The organism is Leptospira paudalimensis, from assembly GCF_026151345.1.
Classification (GTDB): domain Bacteria; phylum Spirochaetota; class Leptospiria; order Leptospirales; family Leptospiraceae; genus Leptospira_A; species Leptospira_A paudalimensis.
Window position 1 is genome coordinate 3,340,892 of sequence record NZ_JAMQPR010000001.1, and the last position, 23,233, is coordinate 3,364,124.

The 23,233-nt window shown below is 37.6% G+C and carries 22 protein-coding genes; 14 read left to right on the forward strand and 8 right to left on the reverse strand.

What is annotated here, in order from left to right:
• The first annotated feature begins 1 nt into the window (after nucleotide 1).
• Nucleotides 2-511 (forward strand): hypothetical protein, encoded by a 510-nt coding sequence (locus ND855_RS15470; RefSeq protein ID WP_265359072.1) that lies wholly within the window; start codon nucleotides 2-4, stop codon nucleotides 509-511.
• A gap of 7 nt (nucleotides 512-518) precedes the next feature.
• Here ND855_RS15470 and ND855_RS15475 read toward each other — a convergent pair whose 3' ends face one another.
• Complete coding sequence (locus ND855_RS15475; protein WP_265359073.1) at nucleotides 519-1,454, reverse strand: acyl-CoA desaturase; 936 nt, start codon at nucleotides 1,452-1,454, stop codon at nucleotides 519-521.
• A gap of 102 nt (nucleotides 1,455-1,556) precedes the next feature.
• Between ND855_RS15475 and ND855_RS15480 the strand changes: the two genes are divergently transcribed.
• The 5 genes from ND855_RS15480 to ND855_RS15500 are packed head-to-tail and all read left to right on the forward strand — an operon-like array spanning nucleotide 1,557 to nucleotide 7,998.
• Nucleotides 1,557-2,771, forward strand: coding sequence for an aspartate kinase (locus tag ND855_RS15480; RefSeq protein ID WP_100719978.1), 1,215 nt, complete (start codon nucleotides 1,557-1,559; stop codon nucleotides 2,769-2,771).
• Nucleotides 2,772-2,783: 12 nt separating this feature from the next.
• Nucleotides 2,784-3,833, forward strand: coding sequence for a putative peptidyl-prolyl cis-trans isomerase (locus ND855_RS15485; RefSeq protein WP_265359074.1), 1,050 nt, complete (start codon nucleotides 2,784-2,786; stop codon nucleotides 3,831-3,833).
• On the forward strand, nucleotides 3,833-5,383 hold the full coding sequence (locus ND855_RS15490; RefSeq protein ID WP_265359075.1) for a spiro-SPASM protein: 1,551 nt from the start codon (nucleotides 3,833-3,835) through the stop codon (nucleotides 5,381-5,383). Before ND855_RS15485 ends, ND855_RS15490 begins: the two co-directional genes overlap by 1 nt.
• Nucleotides 5,358-6,977 (forward strand): cytidylyltransferase domain-containing protein, encoded by a 1,620-nt coding sequence (locus ND855_RS15495; protein ID WP_265359076.1) that lies wholly within the window; start codon nucleotides 5,358-5,360, stop codon nucleotides 6,975-6,977. The genes ND855_RS15490 and ND855_RS15495 overlap by 26 nt, the downstream gene beginning before the upstream one ends.
• A 7-nt stretch (nucleotides 6,978-6,984) precedes the next feature.
• A complete protein-coding gene (locus ND855_RS15500) occupies nucleotides 6,985-7,998 on the forward strand; it encodes a tetratricopeptide repeat protein (RefSeq protein WP_265359077.1) in 1,014 nt (337 codons plus the stop codon).
• 1 nt (nucleotide 7,999) lies between these two features.
• Here the strand turns inward: ND855_RS15500 and ND855_RS15505 are convergent, their stop codons facing one another.
• Genes ND855_RS15505 through ND855_RS15515 form a run of 3 tightly spaced genes read right to left on the reverse strand, consistent with a single transcriptional unit; the run spans nucleotide 8,000 to nucleotide 10,370 of the window.
• Complete coding sequence (locus ND855_RS15505) at nucleotides 8,000-8,671, reverse strand: response regulator transcription factor (RefSeq protein ID WP_108960220.1); 672 nt, start codon at nucleotides 8,669-8,671, stop codon at nucleotides 8,000-8,002.
• Nucleotides 8,672-8,682: 11 nt separating this feature from the next.
• A complete protein-coding gene (locus ND855_RS15510; protein ID WP_265359078.1) occupies nucleotides 8,683-10,080 on the reverse strand; it encodes an NAD(P)(+) transhydrogenase (Re/Si-specific) subunit beta in 1,398 nt (465 codons plus the stop codon).
• On the reverse strand, nucleotides 10,080-10,370 hold the full coding sequence (locus tag ND855_RS15515) for an NAD(P) transhydrogenase subunit alpha (protein ID WP_035983036.1): 291 nt from the start codon (nucleotides 10,368-10,370) through the stop codon (nucleotides 10,080-10,082). Before ND855_RS15515 ends, ND855_RS15510 begins: the two co-directional genes overlap by 1 nt.
• 363 nt (nucleotides 10,371-10,733) lie before the next feature.
• On the opposite strand from ND855_RS15515, the gene ND855_RS15520 reads away from it, so the two are divergent.
• A complete protein-coding gene (locus ND855_RS15520) occupies nucleotides 10,734-12,440 on the forward strand; it encodes a hypothetical protein (protein WP_265359079.1) in 1,707 nt (568 codons plus the stop codon).
• A 2-nt stretch (nucleotides 12,441-12,442) separates the two neighbouring features.
• Here ND855_RS15520 and ND855_RS15525 read toward each other — a convergent pair whose 3' ends face one another.
• Genes ND855_RS15525 through purF form a run of 4 tightly spaced genes read right to left on the reverse strand, consistent with a single transcriptional unit; the run spans nucleotide 12,443 to nucleotide 16,489 of the window.
• Nucleotides 12,443-13,909, reverse strand: coding sequence for an SBBP repeat-containing protein (locus ND855_RS15525; RefSeq protein ID WP_265359080.1), 1,467 nt, complete (start codon nucleotides 13,907-13,909; stop codon nucleotides 12,443-12,445).
• A gap of 25 nt (nucleotides 13,910-13,934) precedes the next feature.
• Nucleotides 13,935-14,687, reverse strand: coding sequence for a 7-cyano-7-deazaguanine synthase QueC (gene queC / locus ND855_RS15530; protein ID WP_265359081.1), 753 nt, complete (start codon nucleotides 14,685-14,687; stop codon nucleotides 13,935-13,937).
• Entirely contained in the window at nucleotides 14,688-15,062 is a 375-nt protein-coding gene (queD, locus tag ND855_RS15535; protein ID WP_265359082.1) for a 6-carboxytetrahydropterin synthase QueD, read from the reverse strand. It lies immediately after the preceding gene.
• Entirely contained in the window at nucleotides 15,062-16,489 is a 1,428-nt protein-coding gene (gene purF, locus ND855_RS15540) for an amidophosphoribosyltransferase (protein ID WP_100719967.1), read from the reverse strand. The genes queD and purF overlap by 1 nt, the downstream gene beginning before the upstream one ends.
• Nucleotides 16,490-16,530: 41 nt before the next feature.
• On the opposite strand from purF, the gene ND855_RS15545 reads away from it, so the two are divergent.
• The 7 genes from ND855_RS15545 to ND855_RS15575 all read left to right on the forward strand — a co-directional run bounded on the left by ND855_RS15545 (nucleotide 16,531) and on the right by ND855_RS15575 (nucleotide 23,218).
• Nucleotides 16,531-17,751 carry a ribonuclease D gene (locus tag ND855_RS15545; protein WP_265359083.1) on the forward strand — a complete coding sequence of 407 codons (1,221 nt, stop codon included), beginning with the start codon at nucleotides 16,531-16,533 and terminating at the stop codon, nucleotides 17,749-17,751.
• Nucleotides 17,751-18,377 carry an NUDIX hydrolase gene (locus tag ND855_RS15550; protein WP_265359084.1) on the forward strand — a complete coding sequence of 209 codons (627 nt, stop codon included), beginning with the start codon at nucleotides 17,751-17,753 and terminating at the stop codon, nucleotides 18,375-18,377. The genes ND855_RS15545 and ND855_RS15550 overlap by 1 nt, the downstream gene beginning before the upstream one ends.
• An 89-nt stretch (nucleotides 18,378-18,466) precedes the next feature.
• Nucleotides 18,467-19,540 (forward strand): vWA domain-containing protein, encoded by a 1,074-nt coding sequence (locus ND855_RS15555; protein ID WP_407658756.1) that lies wholly within the window; start codon nucleotides 18,467-18,469, stop codon nucleotides 19,538-19,540.
• Nucleotides 19,540-20,070, forward strand: a complete 531-nt coding sequence (locus ND855_RS15560; RefSeq protein ID WP_265359085.1) for a tetratricopeptide repeat protein — start codon at nucleotides 19,540-19,542, stop codon at nucleotides 20,068-20,070. Before ND855_RS15555 ends, ND855_RS15560 begins: the two co-directional genes overlap by 1 nt.
• 78 nt (nucleotides 20,071-20,148) lie before the next feature.
• Nucleotides 20,149-21,360: a Crp/Fnr family transcriptional regulator gene (locus ND855_RS15565; RefSeq protein WP_100725524.1), complete on the forward strand. Its 1,212-nt coding sequence runs from the start codon at nucleotides 20,149-20,151 to the stop codon at nucleotides 21,358-21,360.
• Nucleotides 21,361-21,408: 48 nt separating this feature from the next.
• Nucleotides 21,409-21,714 (forward strand): STAS domain-containing protein, encoded by a 306-nt coding sequence (locus ND855_RS15570; RefSeq protein ID WP_012387201.1) that lies wholly within the window; start codon nucleotides 21,409-21,411, stop codon nucleotides 21,712-21,714.
• Nucleotides 21,715-21,877: 163 nt separating this feature from the next.
• Nucleotides 21,878-23,218 carry an adenylate/guanylate cyclase domain-containing protein gene (locus ND855_RS15575; protein ID WP_265359086.1) on the forward strand — a complete coding sequence of 447 codons (1,341 nt, stop codon included), beginning with the start codon at nucleotides 21,878-21,880 and terminating at the stop codon, nucleotides 23,216-23,218.
• The last annotated feature ends 15 nt before the right edge of the window (nucleotides 23,219-23,233 follow it).

The window sequence follows — 23,233 nt, forward strand, 5'->3', positions numbered from 1 at the left end:
TATGTGGCGTTATTTATTTGATTTATCAACTGCAGAAATGTTTCTGTTCGCAGCATTGGGACTCGCTGGTGTCTTTTTACTTTTATTTGGAAAACTCAGAAAAAAAGAATCAGCCTCCAATCAAAAATCAAAATCCAACTCCACTTCCTTAGAAAACAATCGAAACTCCGATGGAAAATCGAAAAAAGATCCCAAATTACCAAAAGATAACAACCTAAAGGTGATGGAAATTTTTGATTATAATGGTACCAAAATCCTCCACCAAGATGGAGCCTATACTGTGAATGACCAAGGAGTTGTTACCAATTATATGAACTGGAATCTCCTACCATCAAAATACCAAAAGATGGTGAAAGAACTCGACAATCGTTCGTTAGGGGAAAAGGGACAGGATTATTTTTTGGAAATGATCAATGGATTTTATTATGTATCTCTGCCAGGAGGAAAAAAGAAAAGATACGACTCGATCCAAAGTATCCCAGCAGATATACGCAAACGATTGGGTGTATGACTTTAACTTAAGTCGATAACACTTCTACTTTCTTTTTTGTTTTGATTTCTTGTTTTTGTTTTCGAACAAGTGCCATCTCTTCTTTTTTAAGACGGTCTCTTTGAATGCCTTCTTCAATCACTTTTTTAGGTGGTTTTTTTAAGTCCCAAACAATCCCAAACCAACTTAATACTTTCAGAATGTAATACGTAATATCTATTTCATACCAATAAAAACCTTGGTTCACCGACGAACAATAGTAATGGTGGTTATTGTGCCAACCTTCACCCATTGTGAGTAGTGCCAACCAAACATTGTTTTTACTTGTGTCTCTAGACTCAAAGCGAACCGACCCATACACGTGAGAAAGTGAATTGATGGTCCATGTGGCATGCCCTAGGATAAAAGTGGATACAGCATAACCATACACAAGCCAAGCCCAACCACCAACCGCATACAATAGAATTGCATAGGTAAGTGGAGGGATCCAGTGGTTACGATCAAGCCAACGTAATTCAGGGTATTTATAAAAATCGGGGATCAGTTTGGCTTCATAATCATTGTAATCATCTCGTAGAAACCAAAACATATGCGAATACCAAAATCCCTTTCGGCTTGGGGAGTGGATGTCTTTTTCGGTATCAGAGTACTTATGGTGGTTTCTGTGGTGAGCTGCCCACCACAGAGCACCTTTTTGCATGGACATGGACCCGATCCAAGCAAGGACAAATTGGAAAACCCGAGAAGTCTTAAACGATGCATGGGAAAAATAACGATGGTAAGCACCTGTGATTCCGAACATACGAAGGAAATAAGAACCAACCGCAACCCAAACCAAAGTCCAGGAAAACGGGACGGTAAATACCGTTAAGACAGTCGCTTGGACGAGAAAAAATAAAACGAGGAAAAGTAAAGGTGCCTGTTCTTTGACAACAGGTTCCACCGAAGAAGATGCAGAATTCATTCAATAACCTATACTTATTGGAGTCTTTCCAAAGGGTTTGGTTGCAAAAAAATTCATTCTACTTGATTCCCGATTTGCCTCTCCTACCCTGTCCATAAACCCATGTCATCGAAAATCGTTGTCCAAAAATACGGTGGAACCTCTGTTGGTGACACCACCAAAATACAAAATGTGGCCAAACGCATCAAACGTTACCACGACGAAGGCCAAAAGGTTGCTGTTGTTGTTTCTGCAATGGGACATACTACAGACGAACTGGTCGACCTTGCTGATCAAATTTCGAAAAACCCGCCAAAACGGGAAATGGATATGTTACTTTCTACAGGGGAACAAGTATCCATTGCCTTACTTGCTATTGCTCTCAATGAATTAGGAGTTCCTGCACAATCTTTTACAGGTTCTCAATTAAAAATTTTAACAGATGGAAACTTTTCCAATGGTAAAATTGAAATGATCGACAGGTCTAGAATCGATGAAGCCTTTAACAAAGGAAAGGTGGTTATCGTTGCTGGTTTCCAAGGGATCGATAAGGACGAAAACATTGTCACTTTAGGACGAGGTGGAAGTGATACTTCTGCTGTGGCTCTCGCTGCAGCCCTCGGTGCAGATGAGTGTGAAATTTATACTGATGTGGACGGAGTTTATACAGCCGACCCAAGAAAAATCCCAACTGCCAAAATGCACAAACAAATCACTTACGAAGAAATGTTGGAACTAGCAAGTTTAGGAGCTGGTGTCCTACATTCACGAAGTGTTGAATTAGGGATGAATTATAACGTGGTTATCCACGTTCGATCTAGTTTCCATGACAAACCGGGAACGTTAGTAATGAGTGAGGATAAAATTATGGAAAAAATGAAAGTTAGCGGAGTCACTGCAAAAGGGGACCAAGCACGTGTTACCATTGCTGATGTTAAAGACAAACCAGGCATCGCAGCAGACCTTTTCACTCAACTTGCCAACAAAGATGTGATTGTTGATGTAATCGTTCAATCCTCTCCAAGAGATGGAATTAATACCATTTCCTTTACAATAGCAAAAAAAGACATTGTCGCAGCAAAACCAATCATTGAGACATATGCAAAAGACCATGGAAATGGAAAGGCAGAAATTGACGAAAATATCTCGATTGTTTCTGCTGTTGGAGTTGGAATGAAATCACACGTTGGAGTGGCTGCAAAAATGTTCCAATCCCTCGCAGAAAAAAACATCAACATCGAAATGATATCTACATCTGAGATTAAAATCTCTTGTGTCATCAAACAAAACCAAGCGGAAGATGCAGTAAAAGCTTTACACACTACCTTTATTGGGTAGATTTATGACCGTATGCAAAAAAGAATTCGAATCTCGCATAACTTCGTTTTAGTTTTTGCAGCGGTAGTTTGTTTTTCTCTCGCTGTTCCCACAAAACCTCTCAACTCCTATGAATCACTCAATGCAGTTCTAGCCATTGTTGGTCCAAAATCGATTTCCACTTTGGATTATGAAGAAGGTGTGGAACGTTATAAAAACCTATCTCGATTTTTCCCAAATTACCGTAAAAAAGGTTCTCTTCATTCGCAGGTGATCGACTTTCTCATTGACCGGGCTGTGGTTGATATTGTTGCCGAAGAAGAATCAATTCAAGTGAATGAAAAACGAATCGAAGCAGAAATTCAAAAAAGAATGGATGCTCAAGGTATCAGTGACTTAGAACAATTTAAAAAATCGGTTCAAAACCAATTTAATTTGCCGTATGACATTTGGTTGGATGACCTTCCTTACCAAATCAAAAAGGGACAACTTTTACAAATTAAAGTAAGTCCTCCACTTCCTTCTGAACAAGAAGTACAATCATGGTATAACAAAAATAAGTCGAAAGTTGGAAATGAATTTAAATTTCGTGAGCTTGTTTTTTCACCAGCCAATGGTTCCATTGAAGAAGAATCTCGTTTGTTTAACGAACTCACTGAGATTAGAAACAAATCTATCAATGACCCTTCCTTTTTTAAGCTTGTGGCATCTGGTCCAAGAAATGAATCTCGTTATCGATTGAATGGCGGACTTGTTAACTGGGTGCCTACATTTGAATTGTACAAAACCCAACCTTCCACTGCTTCTGTGTTAGCACAAGTTGGTGGACAAGGAAAATTCTCTGAAGTATTCCGTGACGATAGAAAACGATACTGTTTAGTATATATTGAAGGAATGAGACCAACACCTCTCGATGCTGTTAGAAAAGGGATCCAGGGATTTTTATTTCGTGAAAAGGAACAAACTTCTTTCGAAGAATGGGTTGTTGTGACTCGCAAAAATATGGCAATCACAATCTTTGATCCAATTTACATCAAAGAACATAATATAAATAATCCCGAAGAAAAGTACAATTCAGATTAATGATCAATCGCAAAGAATACAATCCAAGTTTTGCCGTTGTTTATTTAGACACCCAAACACTTTCATTTTTAGAATCTAATTTTGATATAAAATTATTTGAAACATTTGTTTCAAAACTTCACAAAGTGTTTCCCAATTTAAATCTCCACATAAATGTGAATGATTCCGTTAAATCAAAGTTATCTGGTTCAAAATTCGTAAATTCATTTGTTTTTTACGATCCAAATATAACAGAAATTGAATTCTTCAAACAATTTGGAAGCTTATTACCTGAATCGATTTTTAAAGATCCAGAATGGGACGAAGTTTGTTTTTTATATTTTACTGGAATTTCACCTTTACTCAACACATCGTTAACTGAAAAAATTTGGAATCGCCATAAAAACTTTTTTTCACAGTATTCTTATTCGGAAAACATTCCACCTGGCCTAATTCCAACGGTGATCACTAGAGAATTTTTGAGTTCTTTACCAGACCAACTAACAACCGATATTCATTCCTTTTTTCTTAAAAATATCAACCAATATGATGTAGATATTTTTTTCCAATCTCCTGATTTACGACAATTACGTTTGGATTTTCGTTATCATTCGGTACGCTCCAATATTCTCATCAACGGATTACTTGCTATAGCAGAAGAAATTCCTTATGAAGATTTACACTCCACTTTAAAACAAAATCCCGAATTATATCGCAGTTCCCCATCTTATATGGAATGGGAAATTTACAAAGGATGTGAATTGTCCTGTGTATTTTGCCCACGCGAGTTCATTGACAAATCAAATGATGGAAGTTTTGTTCCACTCACTTCTGTAAAAACAATGGTTTCAAAATTCCAAAAGGAATTAACTTCTCCTATCACCATTAGTTTATCAGGAAATGGGGAACCGCTTTTACACCCTGAGTTTACCTCAATTATAAAAGAAATCCTCACTCTTCCCCAACTCAAAGAACTCATCATTGAAACAGCACTATACAAAAATGTTGATGTTTTGGTTTCTCTCATCCAGGAACTAGACCAAACAAACAAAGAAAAACTTTGTATCATTACTAATCTCAGTACCTTAAAAGAAGAAACATACCAAACTTTATATGGCAAAAAAGGATTAACTACTGTATTAGAATCGGTGGATACTCTTTCTAAACTATTACCAAAAAATTCTTTATATGTGCAAATGATTAAGATGAAAGAAGTAGAAGATGAAATTGATCCTTACTTTACTTCATTTGAAAAAAAAGGAATCAACATCATTTTACAAAAATACAATCGTTTTGCCAATCAACTACCAGAACGAAGAGTCAGTGACCTTACGCCAATCCATAGAGACTTTTGTTGGCATTTAACACGCGATTTATATGTATCTGTAACAGGTGATGTTTCAATTTGTAAACAAAACCAAACTAAAATCATTGGAAATCTCTATACTGAATCCTTATCTGATGTTTGGAAAAAAGGCCATGACTCCTTTCGCCTAAGTTTTAATGGCGAACATGACAAAATCCCTGCACCTTGTTTGAATTGTGATGAGTGGTATACATTCAACGCATGATAGTTTTGCCTTCATTCAGGCAAGACTAGGCTCAACACGATTTCCAAAAAAAATATTAAAATCAATTCCTGAGGATTCAGGAGTCACATTTTTAGATCATATCCATCGGCGATTGTCAACCTTATTTGAACATAACCAAATCATCTTCCTCATCCCAGAATCAGATGAAGAGTCCATTCAATTTCTAAACTCCAGAGGTTATCTTTATTTCTGCGGATCTGAATTGGATGTTAGGGATCGATTTCGCAAAGCGGCAAAACATTTTGGTGCAAAACATATTTTTCGACTAACGGCTGATAATCCATTTATAGATATCAATTCAATTCGTTATTTATATGAAGCAATTTTAGAAATCAAGGACACTTATTATAGTTTGTCAATGAGTGGGTTACCTCTTGGAATGGGTGTGGAATGTTTTTCAACGGCTTCATTGTTTTATGATTCAGAAGAAACCCAATTGGAAAGACATAAAGAACATGTATCCTTACACATAAAGGAATTCCCAGAAATTCATAAACAATATCGACTTTCTCCACCCCATTTACAAACACTAGACATCTTTCGAAAATTACAAAACGGTGAGATATCACACCTCAGGATCACAGTTGATGAGAAAAAAGATTTTGAAATGATCTGCAACATTTGGATTCAACTGGGAGAAACGAATCCTTTTTTTGGAGCAGAAGAAGTATTACAATTATATGATTCTAATCCAAATATTTATGATTTGAATGCAAACGTAGAACAAGTTGTATTTACACTTCCCAAAACAAAAAAAAACAAAAGGAGGGTTAATGTTTTATATGGGAACCCAATCCAATTCGGATACGGACACTTTGAACGTTGTAAATCCTTATCAATTTACTTACAACTGAATGGTTATGATGTTCAACTCATAGATTCATTTTTAGAAAAAGAATCAAACATTCCCCATATATTTGATACAAGGGAAATCGAATACCCAGTTCAAAATGCTTTTTATATCGATAACTTCAATCATCCACCGAACACAACCAATTCTACTTTTTTTCTCCCACACCCTTCCATTTCTATTCCGAATGAAGTTTCACTTTCCTACTATAGTTCACCATTGTCTGAACTCAAATCAACAATTCCAGAATCATCTGGAAAATTATTGGTTTATGCTGGACAATTGGATGAAACCGAATCAACACAGCTTGATGAGTTTTTATTAAGGTTCCACCAATCCAAAAATCAAGTGAATCCACATTTTCATTCCATTGTGCGCATTGGTGGAAAAAAACCAAAGGATTCAAAAATTGAATACCAACCAAGAATTTCGTATTCAGAATTCCTCAGAGAAATTGATTCATCAGAATGGGTATGCACGTATTTTGGTCAAACGATGATCGAAGGAATGGCAAAATTCAAAAAGGTATGTTTAATTGGAATTTCTGAAATCCATGAAACTCTTGGTTTGTTTGCCGAACAAAAACTAGGAATTCCATACATTGCTTCCTTAGCTAATCTGAATCAAATCAATCATTTTCCTAACAAAACGAACTCAAAGAAAATCAAATTGGTTCGCGATGCTCATACAAAAATTCTAAGATGGTTAAATTCCATTGTTTAAACACGATATGAAAATAAAACATAAGTTCATCTTCACTATACTATTGCTTTTAACATTTCAATATACCTTAATTGCTGATGCAGAGGATCAGGAATCGATCGAGATCAACGCAAAAATTGAAATCGAAAAGGTAAGTCGAAATATCATCAATGCTTTACGTTATGGAAAATTTGGTTTAGCAGATGCAGAGTGGAAAAAAATCCAATCAGAAGTCTACAAATCATTTGCTGAGTACGATTATTTAAATGGAAGTTTGTTATATTCAAGAATGGAATGGCAAGAAGCCAAAGAAAGTTTAAATCGAACTCTAAAAAAAGAACCAAATCATGAAGCAGCAAGTTTCTTACTCGGTATGATTTATGCGCAAGAGGATAGTTGGTCTGAAGCAAAGGAAACTTGGCTAGAAACAAACCAAATTTCACCCTATAATCCTTTTTATCACTATAACTTAGGAGTAGCGTATTACATTTTAAAAGATTACAACAATGCTATCAATTCTTTAAGCAAATCTTTGGAATACAAAGCCAATTATAATGAAGCAAAACTCATATTAGCAAAAACCTATTTGGAACTTAACCAAGTAGAAAAAGCAAAATCTGAACTAACCACTATTTTAGAACAAGATCCAAAACATATGTTGGCATCTCATTTAATGGGACGAGTGGTGTATTTACTCGAAAAAGATCCAAAAAAATCTCTTACCTATTTAAAAAACCCAAGGGCATTGGGTTGGAGAGAAAAAAAGGTATATGCTCGTTGTTATTTTGAAATGAGAAAATGGAGAGAAGCGGAGAATTTACTCAGACCGATCGCTTATTCTCCGTTTGCTGATGAATATGACCAAAGTTTTTATTTAAACTTACTTCTCAATTTAGGATTTGATGAAAGGGCCAACGACTTTTTTCATTTCATCCAAAAACAATCTCAAAACGAATCGAAAATTGCAGAAGCGTACAGAATGTTACTCTCTTCCCGCGAAGGAAAGGATTTACTCTATCACTACTTTAAATTAAGATATTAGATTACGAAACAACGATATCCGTTTTGGCTTGGGTGTATTTCCACTCCACTGCCACACGAATCAATTTTTCGTTTTCTGTGATGCTCAGTTTGGATTTGATTCTGGAACGTAAGGTTTCAATCGTAGAAGGTGCAAGTCCCATATTGGCTGCAATTTCCTTCACAGGCATCCCTTCTCCAATCATGAGAAATACTTCCAACTCTCGATTGGACAATCGATCAATTGGATCCTTTTCGTCTTTTTGAGATGCACGGTATAAATGCCCAAGTAGTCTTGTCGCTTGGGAAGAACTTACAAAATAATCACCTTTTAGTACGGTGTGAATTGCTTCTACAATTTGTGTGGTTGTGTCTTCTTTGAAGACGTAACCCATAGCACCTAATTTGAATGCACGATCCACAAAGGTATCGTCCGTCAACATACTGATGATGATGACGGCAATATTTGGAAAAGTTGTTCGAAGTTTCTTCAGAAGTTGTAAACCGTTTTGGTTTTGTTTGAGTTGGATATCAATCAAAACAAGTGTAGGTTGCATTTGTTCTATATCGTTGAAAGCTTTTTCAATATTATCGGCACTTCCAATGCACGCTAAATCATCAGATTTAGCGATTAGGTTTTGTAATGCATCTACTACAAGAGGATGGTCATCAACGATATAGACTTGTTTTTTCATAACTTCCGGCTCTAAGATTCTTTTAACGCTGCAATCATCTCTTGCGTAGCTTTTTTACCATCACCAAACAACATCAAACAGTTGTCAGCAATGAAGAGTGGATTGGGAACTCCCGCAAATCCAGCACTCAAACTTCTTTTGATCACAACTACCGTTTTTGCATTTCCAACATCCAAGATCGGCATACCAGCAATTGGTGATTTTGGATCTGTTTTTGCAAGAGGGTTCGTTACGTCATTGGCGCCATTAACGATTACAACATCAACATTTTCGAAAGTACTATTGATCTCGTCCATCTCTTTCAATCGATCATAAGGAATATCTGCTTCAGCGAGTAATACGTTCATATGACCAGGCATACGACCTGCTACAGGATGGATTGCAAAAGTAACATCGATTCCACGAGCTGTTAAAAGTTGGTATAAATCTCTTACTGTATGTTGTGCTTGTGCCACAGCCATACCATAACCAGGAACAATTACGACACTTCTTGCAACATCAAGTAACATTGCCACTTCTTCTGCACTCGTTGATTTGACTTTACCCGAGTAAAAATCGCCATCATCTTTCATTTCTGTAGCAACAGCCCCGAATCCACCAAAGAGAACATTCGTTAAACTTCGGTTCATCGCTTTACACATGATTTGTGTTAGAATGATTCCAGATGCTCCTACGAGTGATCCTGAAATGATAAGCACATTATTATTGAGAACAAATCCTGTTGCAGATGCCGCGATCCCAGAATAAGAGTTAAGTAGGGAAATCACAACTGGCATGTCAGCTCCCCCAATTGGAATCACAAGAAAAATTCCAAGAAGTAAACTCACACCACTTAAGATCCAATAAATAGACTCATCTGTTGGTTCCATACAACCATACACACCGAGACCAACTGCAGTGAGTCCAACTAGGATCTTAACAAGTTGGTCACCTGGATAACGAACTGCTTTTTCTGTAATAAAACCTTGTAACTTTCCGAAGGCGATAAAACTTCCAGAGAAAGTAATCCCACCCACGATGGCAGAGAAAACAATCGAAACAATTTCCTGGTAATTCACCGCTGTCGCATATTTTGGAATCGACAATTGTAATGCAGCACCAGCTACAAATACAGACGCAATACCACCAAATCCATTGAGAACGGCCACAAGTTGAGGCATCGCAGTCATTTGGATTTTGATTGCGAGGATAATTCCAATCACAGATCCAATGAGAACACCAACAGCGATCCATTCATAAGAGAGAATTTCTCTGTCAAAGAGTGTTGCGACAACTGCGATGAGCATGCCCAGTGCACCGAGTAGGTTTCCCCGAGTGGCTGTCTTTGGATGTGCTAATTGTTTGATACCAATGATGAATAGGATGGAAGCAACGAGGTAGGCTAAATTTAAAATGCTGATGAGTTCCATTATTTCGGTGCATCCTTTTTCTTGAACATGCCAAGCATTCTATGTGTAACGAGAAATCCGCCCACAACGTTGATGGTAGCAAAAATAACAGAGAGTAAGCCCAAAATTTTAGTGATATTGCTCTCTTGGATTCCAGCAGCATACAATGCACCGATGAGGGTGATGCCGGAAATGGCGTTCGAACCCGACATAAGTGGGGTGTGGAGGATGGGAGGGATTTTTGTGATGATTTCAAATCCCACGAAAATCGCTAAAACGAAAATCGTGACGGCTGTAACAAATATTTCCATAAACTAGTAGTAGTTATGGAAAAAATGGCCATTTTGGAAACAATATTTTCGGGAATTTTACGTAAACTAGGGCCTGATCCAGACTTTTGAACCAAATGTCCGGGGTTTGGAATGTGTTCCTTAAATCAAATTTAGTACCGAATCCTCAGATTCCCAAAAAATCATACGACGATTTTGAATTTCCAAGGAGCAAAAACATAAATGTTCCGAGTGATCCTGTGTGGAATCTGATAATTTCATTGGAACGAATGGGAAAGATCTCAAATTGTATCCAGAACACATTTGAAAAAATCCTAACAAGTATTAGCCTAAATTGTTTTGACAGACTTACAGAAATCACTACTTTCTTTGGTGGTTCCCCGAATGAAAATTCATTTCTTCCTTTTCCTTTTTTTATACCAGTGCCAAATCAGTTGGTACCATACTCGATTATCAAAAGACAAAGGAAATGAAATCCCAATTTCCGAAAGTGATTCAGTACTTGAAAGAAATGGTGTTTCTTGTTTTATTTCAAGTATTCCCTTCCAAATGGAATCTGAAAATTCACAGTCCAATTTGGTATCGGATAAACAAATCGATTTCCAATTCATCGAGAACATTCGAACCAATTTAAAACTCAAAAATATAAACTCAAGACATATCAAACAAATTTATGGAATTCCTAATTCTTGGCCGTATCTAAAGGAGTTAGAATCGTTTCGCACAAACAAAACATTCGAACGATTCCAACAAATTGAAAACTTAAATGGTAACCCAAATGATAAAAAAACTTTGTCCAAATATGCTGAAATCGTCGATGCAGACACTATTCTTTATACAAATGATCAAACGATCTTAAACAATGAAATCAATAACTGTGACACATACTATCAATTGTATTATGCAAAAAAAGAAATCGATGACATTAACTCACTTTTATTTGTGTTTACTTTAGGTGTCATTCCCGCATTACAATATGAAAATCACTATTTTGTTATCTCCAAAAGAAAAACATTAGTACCCAATCCAGAAATCACAACTTACAAATTCGGATATAGGAAAGTAATCTCTTGGCTTTTTTTACCTACATTCAACCTTTTTAATGAAGTTGTTCCATATAACCAAGACTATAGATTTTATGACCATTCCAAGGACCAATTTTTGGATTCATTAGAAAACAAATATAGCAAACCACTACCAATCAAATATTTAAATCCAGTGTATGGAGATATTAGAGGGAATATATATCGATCAGACTCTGGTTTATTTGAAACTACGATTCCTGTCGATGTAAGGTTTGCAGTACTAAGAGATGGAAAAGAAAAAGTAAGTTTTTATGATCCAATCAATGGTTTATACAAAATCCAAGCGATCAAAGTTGACCAGAAAATCGAGACAGATGTGATTACCAATGGAATTGAATCTACTTTGAAAAACTTCATTCAGTCTAAGTTAGTTGATAAAATCCAAAAACAATTCCCAAAATCAAATATTACCAATGAATCCTTTATCTCCGAATATCGAAACGGAACTTATACATTTATACTAGAAATCCATAAACCGGAATCAGGTTCAGAAAGTGCTAAGAAAGAATTGTTTATGTTCTCTTGTTTTAAATTGCAAGATCGGATCTTCATTCTTTCAAAATCATTATCGAATGCATTCAATGAACCAATTTCACAACAACTTGCAGAATCAGAAATCTTAAGTTTTTATGCGTATTCCAAATTCCGTTCGAAATACAAGGAACCGAAACCAATCAACTTGGAAGTCAGTATGAATGACGCAAAAGGTAAACCTTTAACGGATGTAGAAGATGAAAATGGCGAAGAAGAGGAAGACGATGAGGCGGACGATGAAGAAGAGGAAGAATTATCTGGATCCATTGCTACGAGTGAAATTGATTTAGATGGATTATTTGCTTTATTAAAAGCAAGAACCTACATTCCGAAAGGAAAACTAGATATCAAACCTGGTCGTTTTAAATTCAACCAAGCAAGAATACATTCACCAAAAGTCACACGTTCCAAATTCCATATCAAACCAGGAAGAAGCAAAAATTTTTCAAGGCCAGTCAAATGGAGAAGATAGGTTCATTCATATTTGATGAGGAATGCGTCGTATGTCCCTAATTTGTTTTGGCCATCAAAACTACCTGAAGTAAATCCAGTGACATACAAAACACCAAAACGATCTGATGAAATCCCTCGTCCCGTCAAATCAATGGATGTATTTCCTGACAACCGAATCCATTCTATATTTCCCTTTAAATCATATTTCGCCAAATAAGCATCATTGTTTCCTAATTTGCTAATCCCCAATAAATTACCATTTGTTTTACCAAATGAATACAAATGACCGGAATTATCTGCGTAAAGGCCACCCACAAGAGTAACACTTGAGCCACCACCACCTAACATTTTTGTCCAAATTTTATCTCCGAAAATATTCAAACGAGTTAAAAATTGAACAGAAGCTCCATCTATGGTATTACTTTCCAAATTTCCATTGGTGTCACCTGCGACGTAAATGGATCCTTTTTGATCAACAGACATAGTTCGAATTTGAGTTGCAAACCCTGTTCCACCAATCAATTGTACCCATTTCAAATTACCATTTAAATCAAATGATACGATATATGAATCAGTTATAGATCCAGGAGGAGTCTTATTAAAAAATTGAGCTGTTGCACTAATTTGCCCAGACACGATCAAAGACTGAGTTGTGACTTCATACTGAATGTTTTGACCATAGGAAGAAATCCCAGTGCTATCAAAAAGTTTTGTCCAAACTAAATCTCCAACAGGATTATATTTAAAGATAAAAGTATTTCGTGCACCTGTTGCAGATTGACCATTTAGCAGTTGTTCCTCTGTGTTTCCAGTAATGTATACATTTCCCCATGGGTCAGATGTGACTCCATATCCCAATGTTTCCCCTCCAGTAGGGACAACTCTTGTCCAAAGAATCACTCCAGAACTATTAACTTTGATAAGCAATGATCCAGCTCCAATTGATCCAAGCTCATTGAATGGAGTATTTGCAGAACCTATCAGGTATAAATTACCGAATATATCGATATGTGACAACTCCACATAGGTCGAACTTGTAACAGTGCTACCTGTTTGTTTTGCCCAAATCAATTGGCCATCAGGTTTGAATTTTGCGATTATAATATCATTTTCTGAAGTGGGTGATATTTTGGTTTGTCCAAAAATAGATCCAGTGGTAGTCCCTACCATGTATACATTTCCACTTCGTTCTACTGCAGACGAATTTCCAAATGTTTGGAACGTGCCAGATTGACCAAAAATTTTGGTCCACAGTTTATTCCCTTGGTTGTTTTGCGGCAGCTCAATACAATCCCAACCATTCAACATACATTTCAAAATCTGTGTTTCCAAAAATGATTTGGATTGGAAATCAGAAGGATTATTCAAAACAGATGGTTTACATTGAAATGTAAAACTAATGATAAGAATATAATAGAATATTAAAATATACATTCGCATCAAACTTTTCAATTCCGTTTTTAAATTGTGATTTTTAAAATCAATCATTGGTGAAACCGTAAAAATGGAATGATTAGTTTTTTAAGGCTGGATCCGGAAGTCCAACTTCTAAAAAACCTTTTGCTCTTAAAATGCAAGAATCACATTTTCCACAAGGTTTCCCAAGAACAGGATCATAACAAGAATGCGTTAGGTGGAGTGGAGCGTCTACTTGGAATCCTAGTTCTATAATTTCTTTTTTCCCAAGATGAAGGAGGGGTGTTCTAATTTGGATGGAATCACCAATACCACTGACTCCTTTTTTTGTCCCGAGATTTGCCATCTTTTGAAAGGATTCGATAAACTCAGGCCGACAATCGGGATACCCAGAATAATCTAAAGCATTCACTCCAATGTAAATGGAATCATATCCATGGCCTTCCGCTAGAGACAAAGCAAACGATAAAAATAAAATGTTACGACCAGGGACATAGGTATTCGGAATCTCTTTATCATTACCATTAAACAGTGATTTGGCGTTTTTTCTCACTTTAATTTTTTTTTCAGTAAGAGAACTTCCTAAAAAAAATCCTGGATCCAATTTTTGGATCACGTGTTTGACTCCGAGTTCTTTTGCTATTTTTTTACTTTTGATGAGTTCAATTTTATGTTTTTGGGAATAATCAAACGAAAGAGCGAGGATCGGTAGTTTTTTGTTTTTGGGGAAACCAAATTCCTTTGCGGCAACATAAAGACAAGTAGTAGAATCTAGACCACCTGACAAAAGTACGACGGCACCTTTTTTTTCCGATTGGGATTTGTTTGTGGAATCCGAAACGGAAACCATTTATTTTTTCGGTCCTCTATACACACAGGAACTTGTACAAGTTTCGTAAAGAGTGATTTTATCGAGTAGTGGAAGTTTTGGTTTAAGTTGGTTCCAAAGCCATACAGCTATATTTTCGCTCGTTGGATTTTCTAACCCTGGAACATCATTTAATACATAATGGTCCAAATGTTCGTCTAAGATTGGTTTTACGATGGATTTCAGTTCCCCAAAGTCCATGATCCAACCTGTATGCGGATTGATTTCACCCTTTAGATACACAGCAAAACGAAAACTATGACCGTGCATTCGTTTGCATTTGTGTCCTTCTGGGACATTTGGTAAAAAATGGGCAGCTTCAAAACCAAAGGTTTTGGAAAGTTCGATCTCTTCCATCACTCTTCCGTTGCGTATTCCGTAAAGAGTGACTTTTGGTTTCCCGCATGGTCTTGGAATTCGACAGGGTAATTAGATGTAAAACATGCATCACAAAACCCACCACCTTTATGTCCTTCCACTGCCTTATGCATTGTATCTAATGTTAAATACGCAAGGGAATCCACACGAAGGTACTTTTGAATTTCTTCAATGGTATGTGTAGACGCAATGAGTTCTTTGTGAGTTGGAATATCAATTCCATAATAACATGGGGCAACGGTAGGTGGTGCCGATACGCGGAAATGGATTTCTTTGGCTCCAGCATTCCGGATCATCTTGATGATCTTACGGCTTGTGGTACCTCGCATTACCGAGTCGTCAATGATAACAACACGTTTCCCATTCACAACTTCCTTCACCACATTGTATTTGATTTTGGCACCAAAGTCCCGAATCTTTTGGTCTGGTTCAATGAAGGTTCGACCAATGTAATGGGAACGAACAAGACCACTTTGGTAAGGAATCCCTGACTCTTCACTGTAACCAAGAGCCGCAATATTTGCAGAATCCGGCACTGGTATGATGACATCTGCTTCTACTGGCATAACGCGTGCAAGTTGGCGGCCAAGAGACTTTCTTACTTTATAAACCGACTCTTCAAAGATATACGAATCAGGTCTTGCAAAGTAGATGTATTCAAAAATACAGAGGCTTGGTTTTGCTTTTGGGAATGGATAAAGAGACCTCATTCCTGTGTGATCAATCACAACCATCTCACCAGGTTCCACATCCCTTACATATTCTGTTTCGGTGATATCGAACGCACAAGTTTCCGATGCGAAGACAATTGCTCCGTCAGAACGTTTCCCCATCACAAGTGGACGAAATCCATTTGGATCCCGAACGGCAATGAGGTATCTTGGAGTTAAAACTAACAAAGAATAGGCTCCTCGCACTTGTGCGAGAGATTCACAGAGAGCTTCGAGAAGGTCTGTTTTATGGCTTTTTGCCATTAAGTGGACAATGACTTCGGAATCGATGGTGGTTTGGAAGATCGATCCGTCTCTTTCGAGCTTATTTCGAATGTCCCAAGAGTTGACCAGGTTTCCATTGTGGGCAAGAGCCACAGGACCTAAGTGGGATTCCACGCGGATGGGCTGTGCATTCCTTAGAAAACTGGCTCCCGTTGTGGAATACCGGTTGTGACCAATGGCCGAATCCCCTATGAGCTCTTTGATCTTCGGTTGGGTGAAGATATTTGCCACGAGGCCCATGTTGGCATACCGGTATAAGTGAGAACCATCGGTAGAGACAATCCCACTGGACTCCTGGCCACGGTGTTGCATCGAGTACAAACCTAGGTAGGTAAAATTAGCAGCTTCCTTGCTATTGTAGATGCCGAATATGGCACATTCTTCTTTTGGTTTGTCAGATTGGAGAATCATTGTTAGAATGACAATTGCAGTATTTCCAAAATCCCAATTAGATGCAAATCAATTCCAACTATATTCTCGTCGATACAGCAAAAGCGTTAGATTTGGCCCTGATCAATCTAAGACAGTCCAAAATCATGTCGATTGACACAGAGTCTTCGGGTTATTACACATATTACCCCAAAGTTTGTCTCATTCAGATCAATTCCAATGGCAAAAACTACCTAATTGACCCACTAAAGATCACAAATTTGTCAGCTCTCGGTCCTTTGTTTGAAGATCCCAATATTCTGAAAATCTTCCATTCCGCACAAGATGACATCAAAGCCCTCAAACGCGACTTTGGATTCAAATTTGTGAACACGGCAGATACAATGATCAGTTCTCGTTTATTGTCTTTAGAACAAAGTTCGTTATCATTTGTCGTGGAACATTACCACAAAGTGACTCTCTCCAAAGTGGAACAAAAGTCGAATTGGGAAATCCGTCCCTTACAAAAACAACAACTTAAATATGCTGCTCTCGACACTGCCTATTTGGAATCCATTTGGTTAAAAATGGAGGAAGAACTCAAACGTAGGACTCTGTATGACGAAGCTATTTCCGAATTTGAATTCATTGCATCAGAAGAATACGTAGCAAAAGAAGGAGAAGGTTTTTCTCTTGGAAAATTTCCTGACATCCTCAACTTCACACCACTCGAACGAAGGAAAATTTTAGAACTCCTTCGTTACCGAGATGAAAAAGCAAAACGAATTAATAAAGCAAGTTTTCGTGTGTTTAATAACGACCGATTGTCACAAGCGGTAAAGGGACATCCGAACGAAGAAAAATGTGTGGAATGGTTTGGAAAAAAAGATGGAACCGAAATTTTCAAACTTTTGACTGCTGAATACAATGATCCTATTGATACTTCTGAACTATCAAAACGACATGGCGAAGACTTAAACGAAGACGAAAACCATAAATTCGAAAATGCAAAAAAATGGCGTCTCCGCATTATGCGCGCTAGACGAATGGAACATTCACTTCTGCCTTCGAATAAACAACTCATCACAATTCTAAAAGCAGCTCCTAAAGATTTAGAAGAGTTAAAGGCCCTCCATGTGTTTTCCGATTGGAAAGTGCAAAATTATGGACCAAGTTTACTTGCTGCCATCCAAGGACTACCTTTTGATTCGATGATCAACCGTTTGGTGGCGATTCGTTCCAAGGAAGCATTTGTTGCCAAACGTAGGAAAAAACAAAACCAAAACTCGAAAGACGAGGGTTGATGTTACCCTACGAGTCCTTTGTCGAAAAACTTTCAAGGGACTTTGATTCGATCCCAGAGACATCGGAAACCAAATCTGGTGTCATTTTCCCTTTGTTTGGTTCTAACACAACTGCCGAAGGGATCATCCTCACAGAACGTGCCAAACACCTAAAATCACACCCTGGTCAAATTTCCTTTCCAGGTGGTGTGATGGAAACATCAGACCGCAATTTACTGGTCACTGCCCTTCGCGAATGGGAAGAGGAGATGGGTGTCAAACAAACTACCCTTGATGTACTCGGCAAACTGGAAGGACTCCACACACGCACGGGGTTTCACATTACTCCATTTTTAGCGAAATACAATGGGGATTTTTCTTTTTCCAAAAATGTAGATGAGGTGGAACGAGTGATCCTCCTTCCCTTTTCCGAACTTTGGACAAAACCTTTTTATGCAATTGAGATCCCCAATCGAGAACCAAAACATTTTGCGTATTATTTTGATTTGCCAGATGGACTTTTGTGGGGAGCAACCTGTGAAATGATCCTTCGTTTTTTGAAAGAACATTCTTCTTTTGATCGTACACCTAAATTGGTCAAACCGAACCTGGTAAAACCTCCCTTTTTAGATCCCAAATCCCTCTAAGGTCATTTCTCTTTTTCGCCGATGTTGTACAGGTGCGAAAACAAAAAAGAAAGAAAACCTACAATTTCCAAACTCATCCATTTGGGATTTTGTTTATCTTTTCACTTTTTTTGTTTTTTTCATATCCACATTCCATTATTCCCCAAATACCAAATAACAAACGCTATGTGTTTATTTTAGACGCGAGTGGTTCCATGTCCGAAAAATGGGATGGCAAAACACGAATGGCCGTCGCCAAAGAAAAACTCATTCAAGTGTTAAGTGGACTGCCTAAAGATGCAAGTGTTGGTCTTGTGGCATATGGAAACCGAATTGCCGGTTGCCAATCGGCAAGATTGTACCACCCCATCCAAAGAGGAGGAGCATCCGTTGTGAGTCAAAAACTCGCAACAATTGTCCCTGCTGGTTCTACTCCCATCGCCCAAACCTTACAAGTCGTCGGCGAATACTTGTTAAGTGACCAAATTGAAACTGAAATAATTTTTATCTCCGATGGAGTCGAAAGTTGTGAAGGGGATCCAAAATCTGTTTTGTACAATTGGCGCCAGTCAGGAAAAAAATTTCGCCTCCAGATCCTTGGCATCGACATTGATCCGAAGGGAGAAGAAGATTTAAAACGCCTATCCATTTTAGGAGAAGGAAATTATTTTCCATTAAAAGGACCAGAAGACTACGACCGTTCTTTCCAAAAAATTTTTTCCCATTTGCAAACACCAGAAACAAATGGAAACTTCACAAACATTCCTGTCATACCTATAGATTCCTCACTCCCAACCACTGCAAACACTGGTAAAATCCAAATCGTCAATATTTTACCCTATGAAGACGGAATGGAAAATGGGTATATCATAAATTATGAATATTCTGCAACCCAACCTACCGAATACATGATCCAATTTTACTTATACCCAGCAGAAGAAAAACGCAGGAGTTTTCCGATCCCTCCACTTCGGGAAAGGCGCATGGGGGACCTCGTTAGCCAAAAAATCGAATTGAAATTGGGCAAAGAAGGAAAAGGAAAATTTGTGATCCCCTTACCTCCTGGAAAACGAATGAAATCATCCCTCGAACTCTGGGATATGACAGGTGTTCCGAAAATTATTGCCCTTTCGGAAGAAAAACCCATTCACGATAAATCCAATTTTGACCGAAATGAAAAGTAATGAGACAGAATTCTAATATTCGGAAGTGTTTTGTTCTGGGAATTGTATGCCTTTTCTGTTTGGGATTGGGAGTTTTCCATCCCCTTCTCGCTGAACGTTCCACCCAATCTGTTTTTGCCAAAGAAAGGGACAAACAAGCAGACCTTCTTTACCAAAAGGCAAAAGAATTTTTAGAAGATCGTAACCATTACCAATCTGTCGAAACCTGCAAAAGTTTTTTGATTTTGTACCCTGGGCATCCCAAAACGAGAGAAGTTCGAAAAACCTTAAGTGCTAATTACCGAATGACAGGGGACATTTTGGCTCTCGCAGAGAATGAACTCAAAATCTACAAAGAATTTCCCAATACAGAAGAAGGCCTAGAATCTTACTTATTGTCTGGGAAAGCCTATGTGCGAATGGGCAGAGAAGACAAAGCGTATCAGATTTTTCAGGACATTATCAAAAATACGTATTCGAGTAAAATTGCCCAAGAAGCAGAATTAGAACTGACTCAGATGGAAATTTTAGGAGAGAGTAAAAATAAGTAATTTTTACGAAAATATTGCCCTAGGGATCTCCGATAATAAACTAGGCACGTTGAGCAAAAAGGGTCCAGAGATTTAAGAATGTCGTTTTTTCAAATGGTTACTTTCCCAGCGAACTCCTACATCATTGTAGAGGGGAAAAAGGATGCGAACAATTTCTATATCATCCGTGAGGGGAAGGTACGTGTCACTCGTGAGACAGCTGTTGTTGGTGAGGACCCCAATCAGGTTTTAGGACCTGGTGACTTTTTTGGTGTTGTTGCTGCAATGAGCCAACACCCACAGATTGAATCTGCGACTTCCCTTACCAATGTATCTTTAATCTCTGTTAGTTACGATCAATTTGGAACTCTCATCCAAAAATCAACTGCAGTTGCGATGAATATCATTCGTTTCTTCTCAATGAAGTTACGACAATTTGATACAACAATCACCAGGTTATCCTTTCGAAATGCTGTTGAAGAAGATCCAAACGAACTTTTTAAGATTGGGGAATATTATTTCCAACAGCAAAATACATCACACGCAACTTTTGCTTACCAAAGTTATTTAAAACACCTTCCCAATGGTCAATTTGTACCGCAGGCAAAACTGCGATTACAAACCATAAACCAACCTTTCCAATCAGCTCCGATTGATTATACAAAGTTCAATCGTAATTATAAAGATAGCGAAATGATCTTTTGTGAACATGAACCAGGTAAAGAACTCTTCATCTTACAAAGTGGAAAGGTAAAAATTTCAAAAATCGTAAACCAAAACGAGGTGATGCTCGCGGTTCTCCAAGCTGGGGACATTTTTGGTGAGATGGCAATCTTAGATAATAAACCACGTTCTGCTTCTGCGGTAGCAGCGGGTGATGTGGAACTCCTAGCGATTAACAAAGCCAACTTTGAAGGTATGGTAAAAGCGCAACCTCAGCTTGCGACTCGACTCATCACACTTTTGTCCGAACGGATTTGGATTGCATACAAACAATTAGCAAACCTACTCCTCAAAGACCCACAAGGTCGAATTGTGGACACACTTATGACCCTGGCAGAAAAAAATCGAATCAAAGTAGCGCCGAAACAAGCCTATAATTTTGAGATTGGAACCAAAGACCTACTGAAGATGGTGGGTCTCACTGATCCTAAAGACGAACTGATCATTTCCGATATCATGAAAAATAATAAATTTATTCGATTGGACATGGGAAAAATTGTTTGTTCCGACATGGCAGAATTGGAAAAACTCGTCCAATTCTATCATAAAAAGGCTAATATGGAGAATAAGCTCAAGAAGTTGAAATAACTTCTTGCCAAACGATTTCTCCTGACTTATGTTAGAGGCCAAGGAAATATGAGCGATAAGATATTAGTGGAAGAAAAGGGAAACACGATCCGTGTTCGCTTTATGGATCAAATCCTGGACGGAAATGCGCCCGAATTACGGGAAATTTTGGCAGATATTTTGGAAAAGAATGTCCAAGAGATTTATTTGGATTTGGAAAAAGTTGTCATCGTGAGTTCCCTCGGGATCTCTCGTCTCCTTTCGTTTAAGAACAAAGCGGATGAAAAGAAAATGACCGTCAAAATTGTAAACATCCAAGACAAGTTAAAAGAAACTCTGAAAAAATTGATGTTAGATCAGTTTTTTGGAATCTAATTCACACAACAATCCACTCTTTTTTAAAACCCCACTCGGTCTTCCAAACACATATCATCGTTTGGAATTCCATTGGGGAAGTTTGCGTTTTTAGCAACTTCTTAACGATTCACTTCACATTTTGAATTGATTTTCTTACTGTTTGGTTTTTGATTCAATCCCTATGTCCAGACGCATTCAGAAACTTTTATACCAGGTACAACTTGCACACCTCACCAAAGGTTTGAATGATGAAACGGCCCGAGCGCTACGAGTGAATGCAACCTTCCAAGTGGTAATGTTTTTATTGCCTACTCTTCTTATTCCCGTCATCATCTTTACGGAACCAAAAGAGACCCATCTCACATCTTTTATTTCTTACTTTTTACTCGTGATTCCTTTAGGTATTGCTCGTATTTTACTCTATCGAAGTAAATTTACTCTGAGTGCTATCATCACTTTGTTAACAAGTAATTTTCATATTCTATCGCTAACTTATTTCCAAGCAGATGATCCAGCACCCTTGGGATTTTTACTTTTTTCAATTATCCCCTTTATCATGATTCCGAGAAAAAACAAATATATTCGTATTTTCTTTGTTAGCTTGTCATCATTTTTATTTTTAGGTTCAATGTATTATTATAGAGTAATGGGCGGAGAAGGACTTTATGGTCCACCAAAATGGGTTGTACCAGTTGATTATCTAATGCCTCCACTCGTTATGGTTGTTTACTTTTTTATACTTTTAATCAATCAATTTGTAAAAGCTGTCAACCAAGCCGAAGACAAACTCATTGCAGAAAATCATAAATCTGAAAGTTTATTGTTAAATATTTTACCAATAGATGTTGCTCGAGAATTAAAACAAAATGGCGTGAGTAAACCAAAGCATTTTAAGTCTGCCACAGTTTGTTTTACTGATTTTGAAGGATTTACTAAAATTGCAGAGACATTATCACCTACAGAACTTGTAGAAGAATTGGATCGATGTTTTTCCTATTTTGATAGCCTTATGGAACGCCACAATTTGGAAAAACTCAAAACCATAGGTGATAGTTATATGTTTGTTGGTGGAATACCAAAACCAAACAAAACACATGCCGTAGATTGTGTCCTTGCAGCACTTGAAATCCAAGCCTTTATGAACCAAATGAAGGAAATTAAAGAAGGGCAAGGATTACCTTATTGGCAACTTCGACTTGGAATCCATTCAGGAGAACTCATCGCTGGTGTGATTGGTGATAAGAAATTCGCATACGATGTATGGAGTGATACAGTCAATACGGCAAGTCGGTGTGAATCTTCTGGAATGACAGGGAAAATCAATATTTCAGCTGAAACCTATACATTGGTGAAGGATTTTTTCCAGTGCGAATACCGAGGGGAAATCCCTGCCAAACACAAAGGTCAAATCCAAATGTATTTTGTGGAAGGGTTACTTCCCGAATTACAAAGGGAGGGGCATCCCAAAATTCCGAATCAAGAATTTATCAATCGTTACAAAGCTCTCGGAGATAAACCCTAAGATTTGTTCATTTTT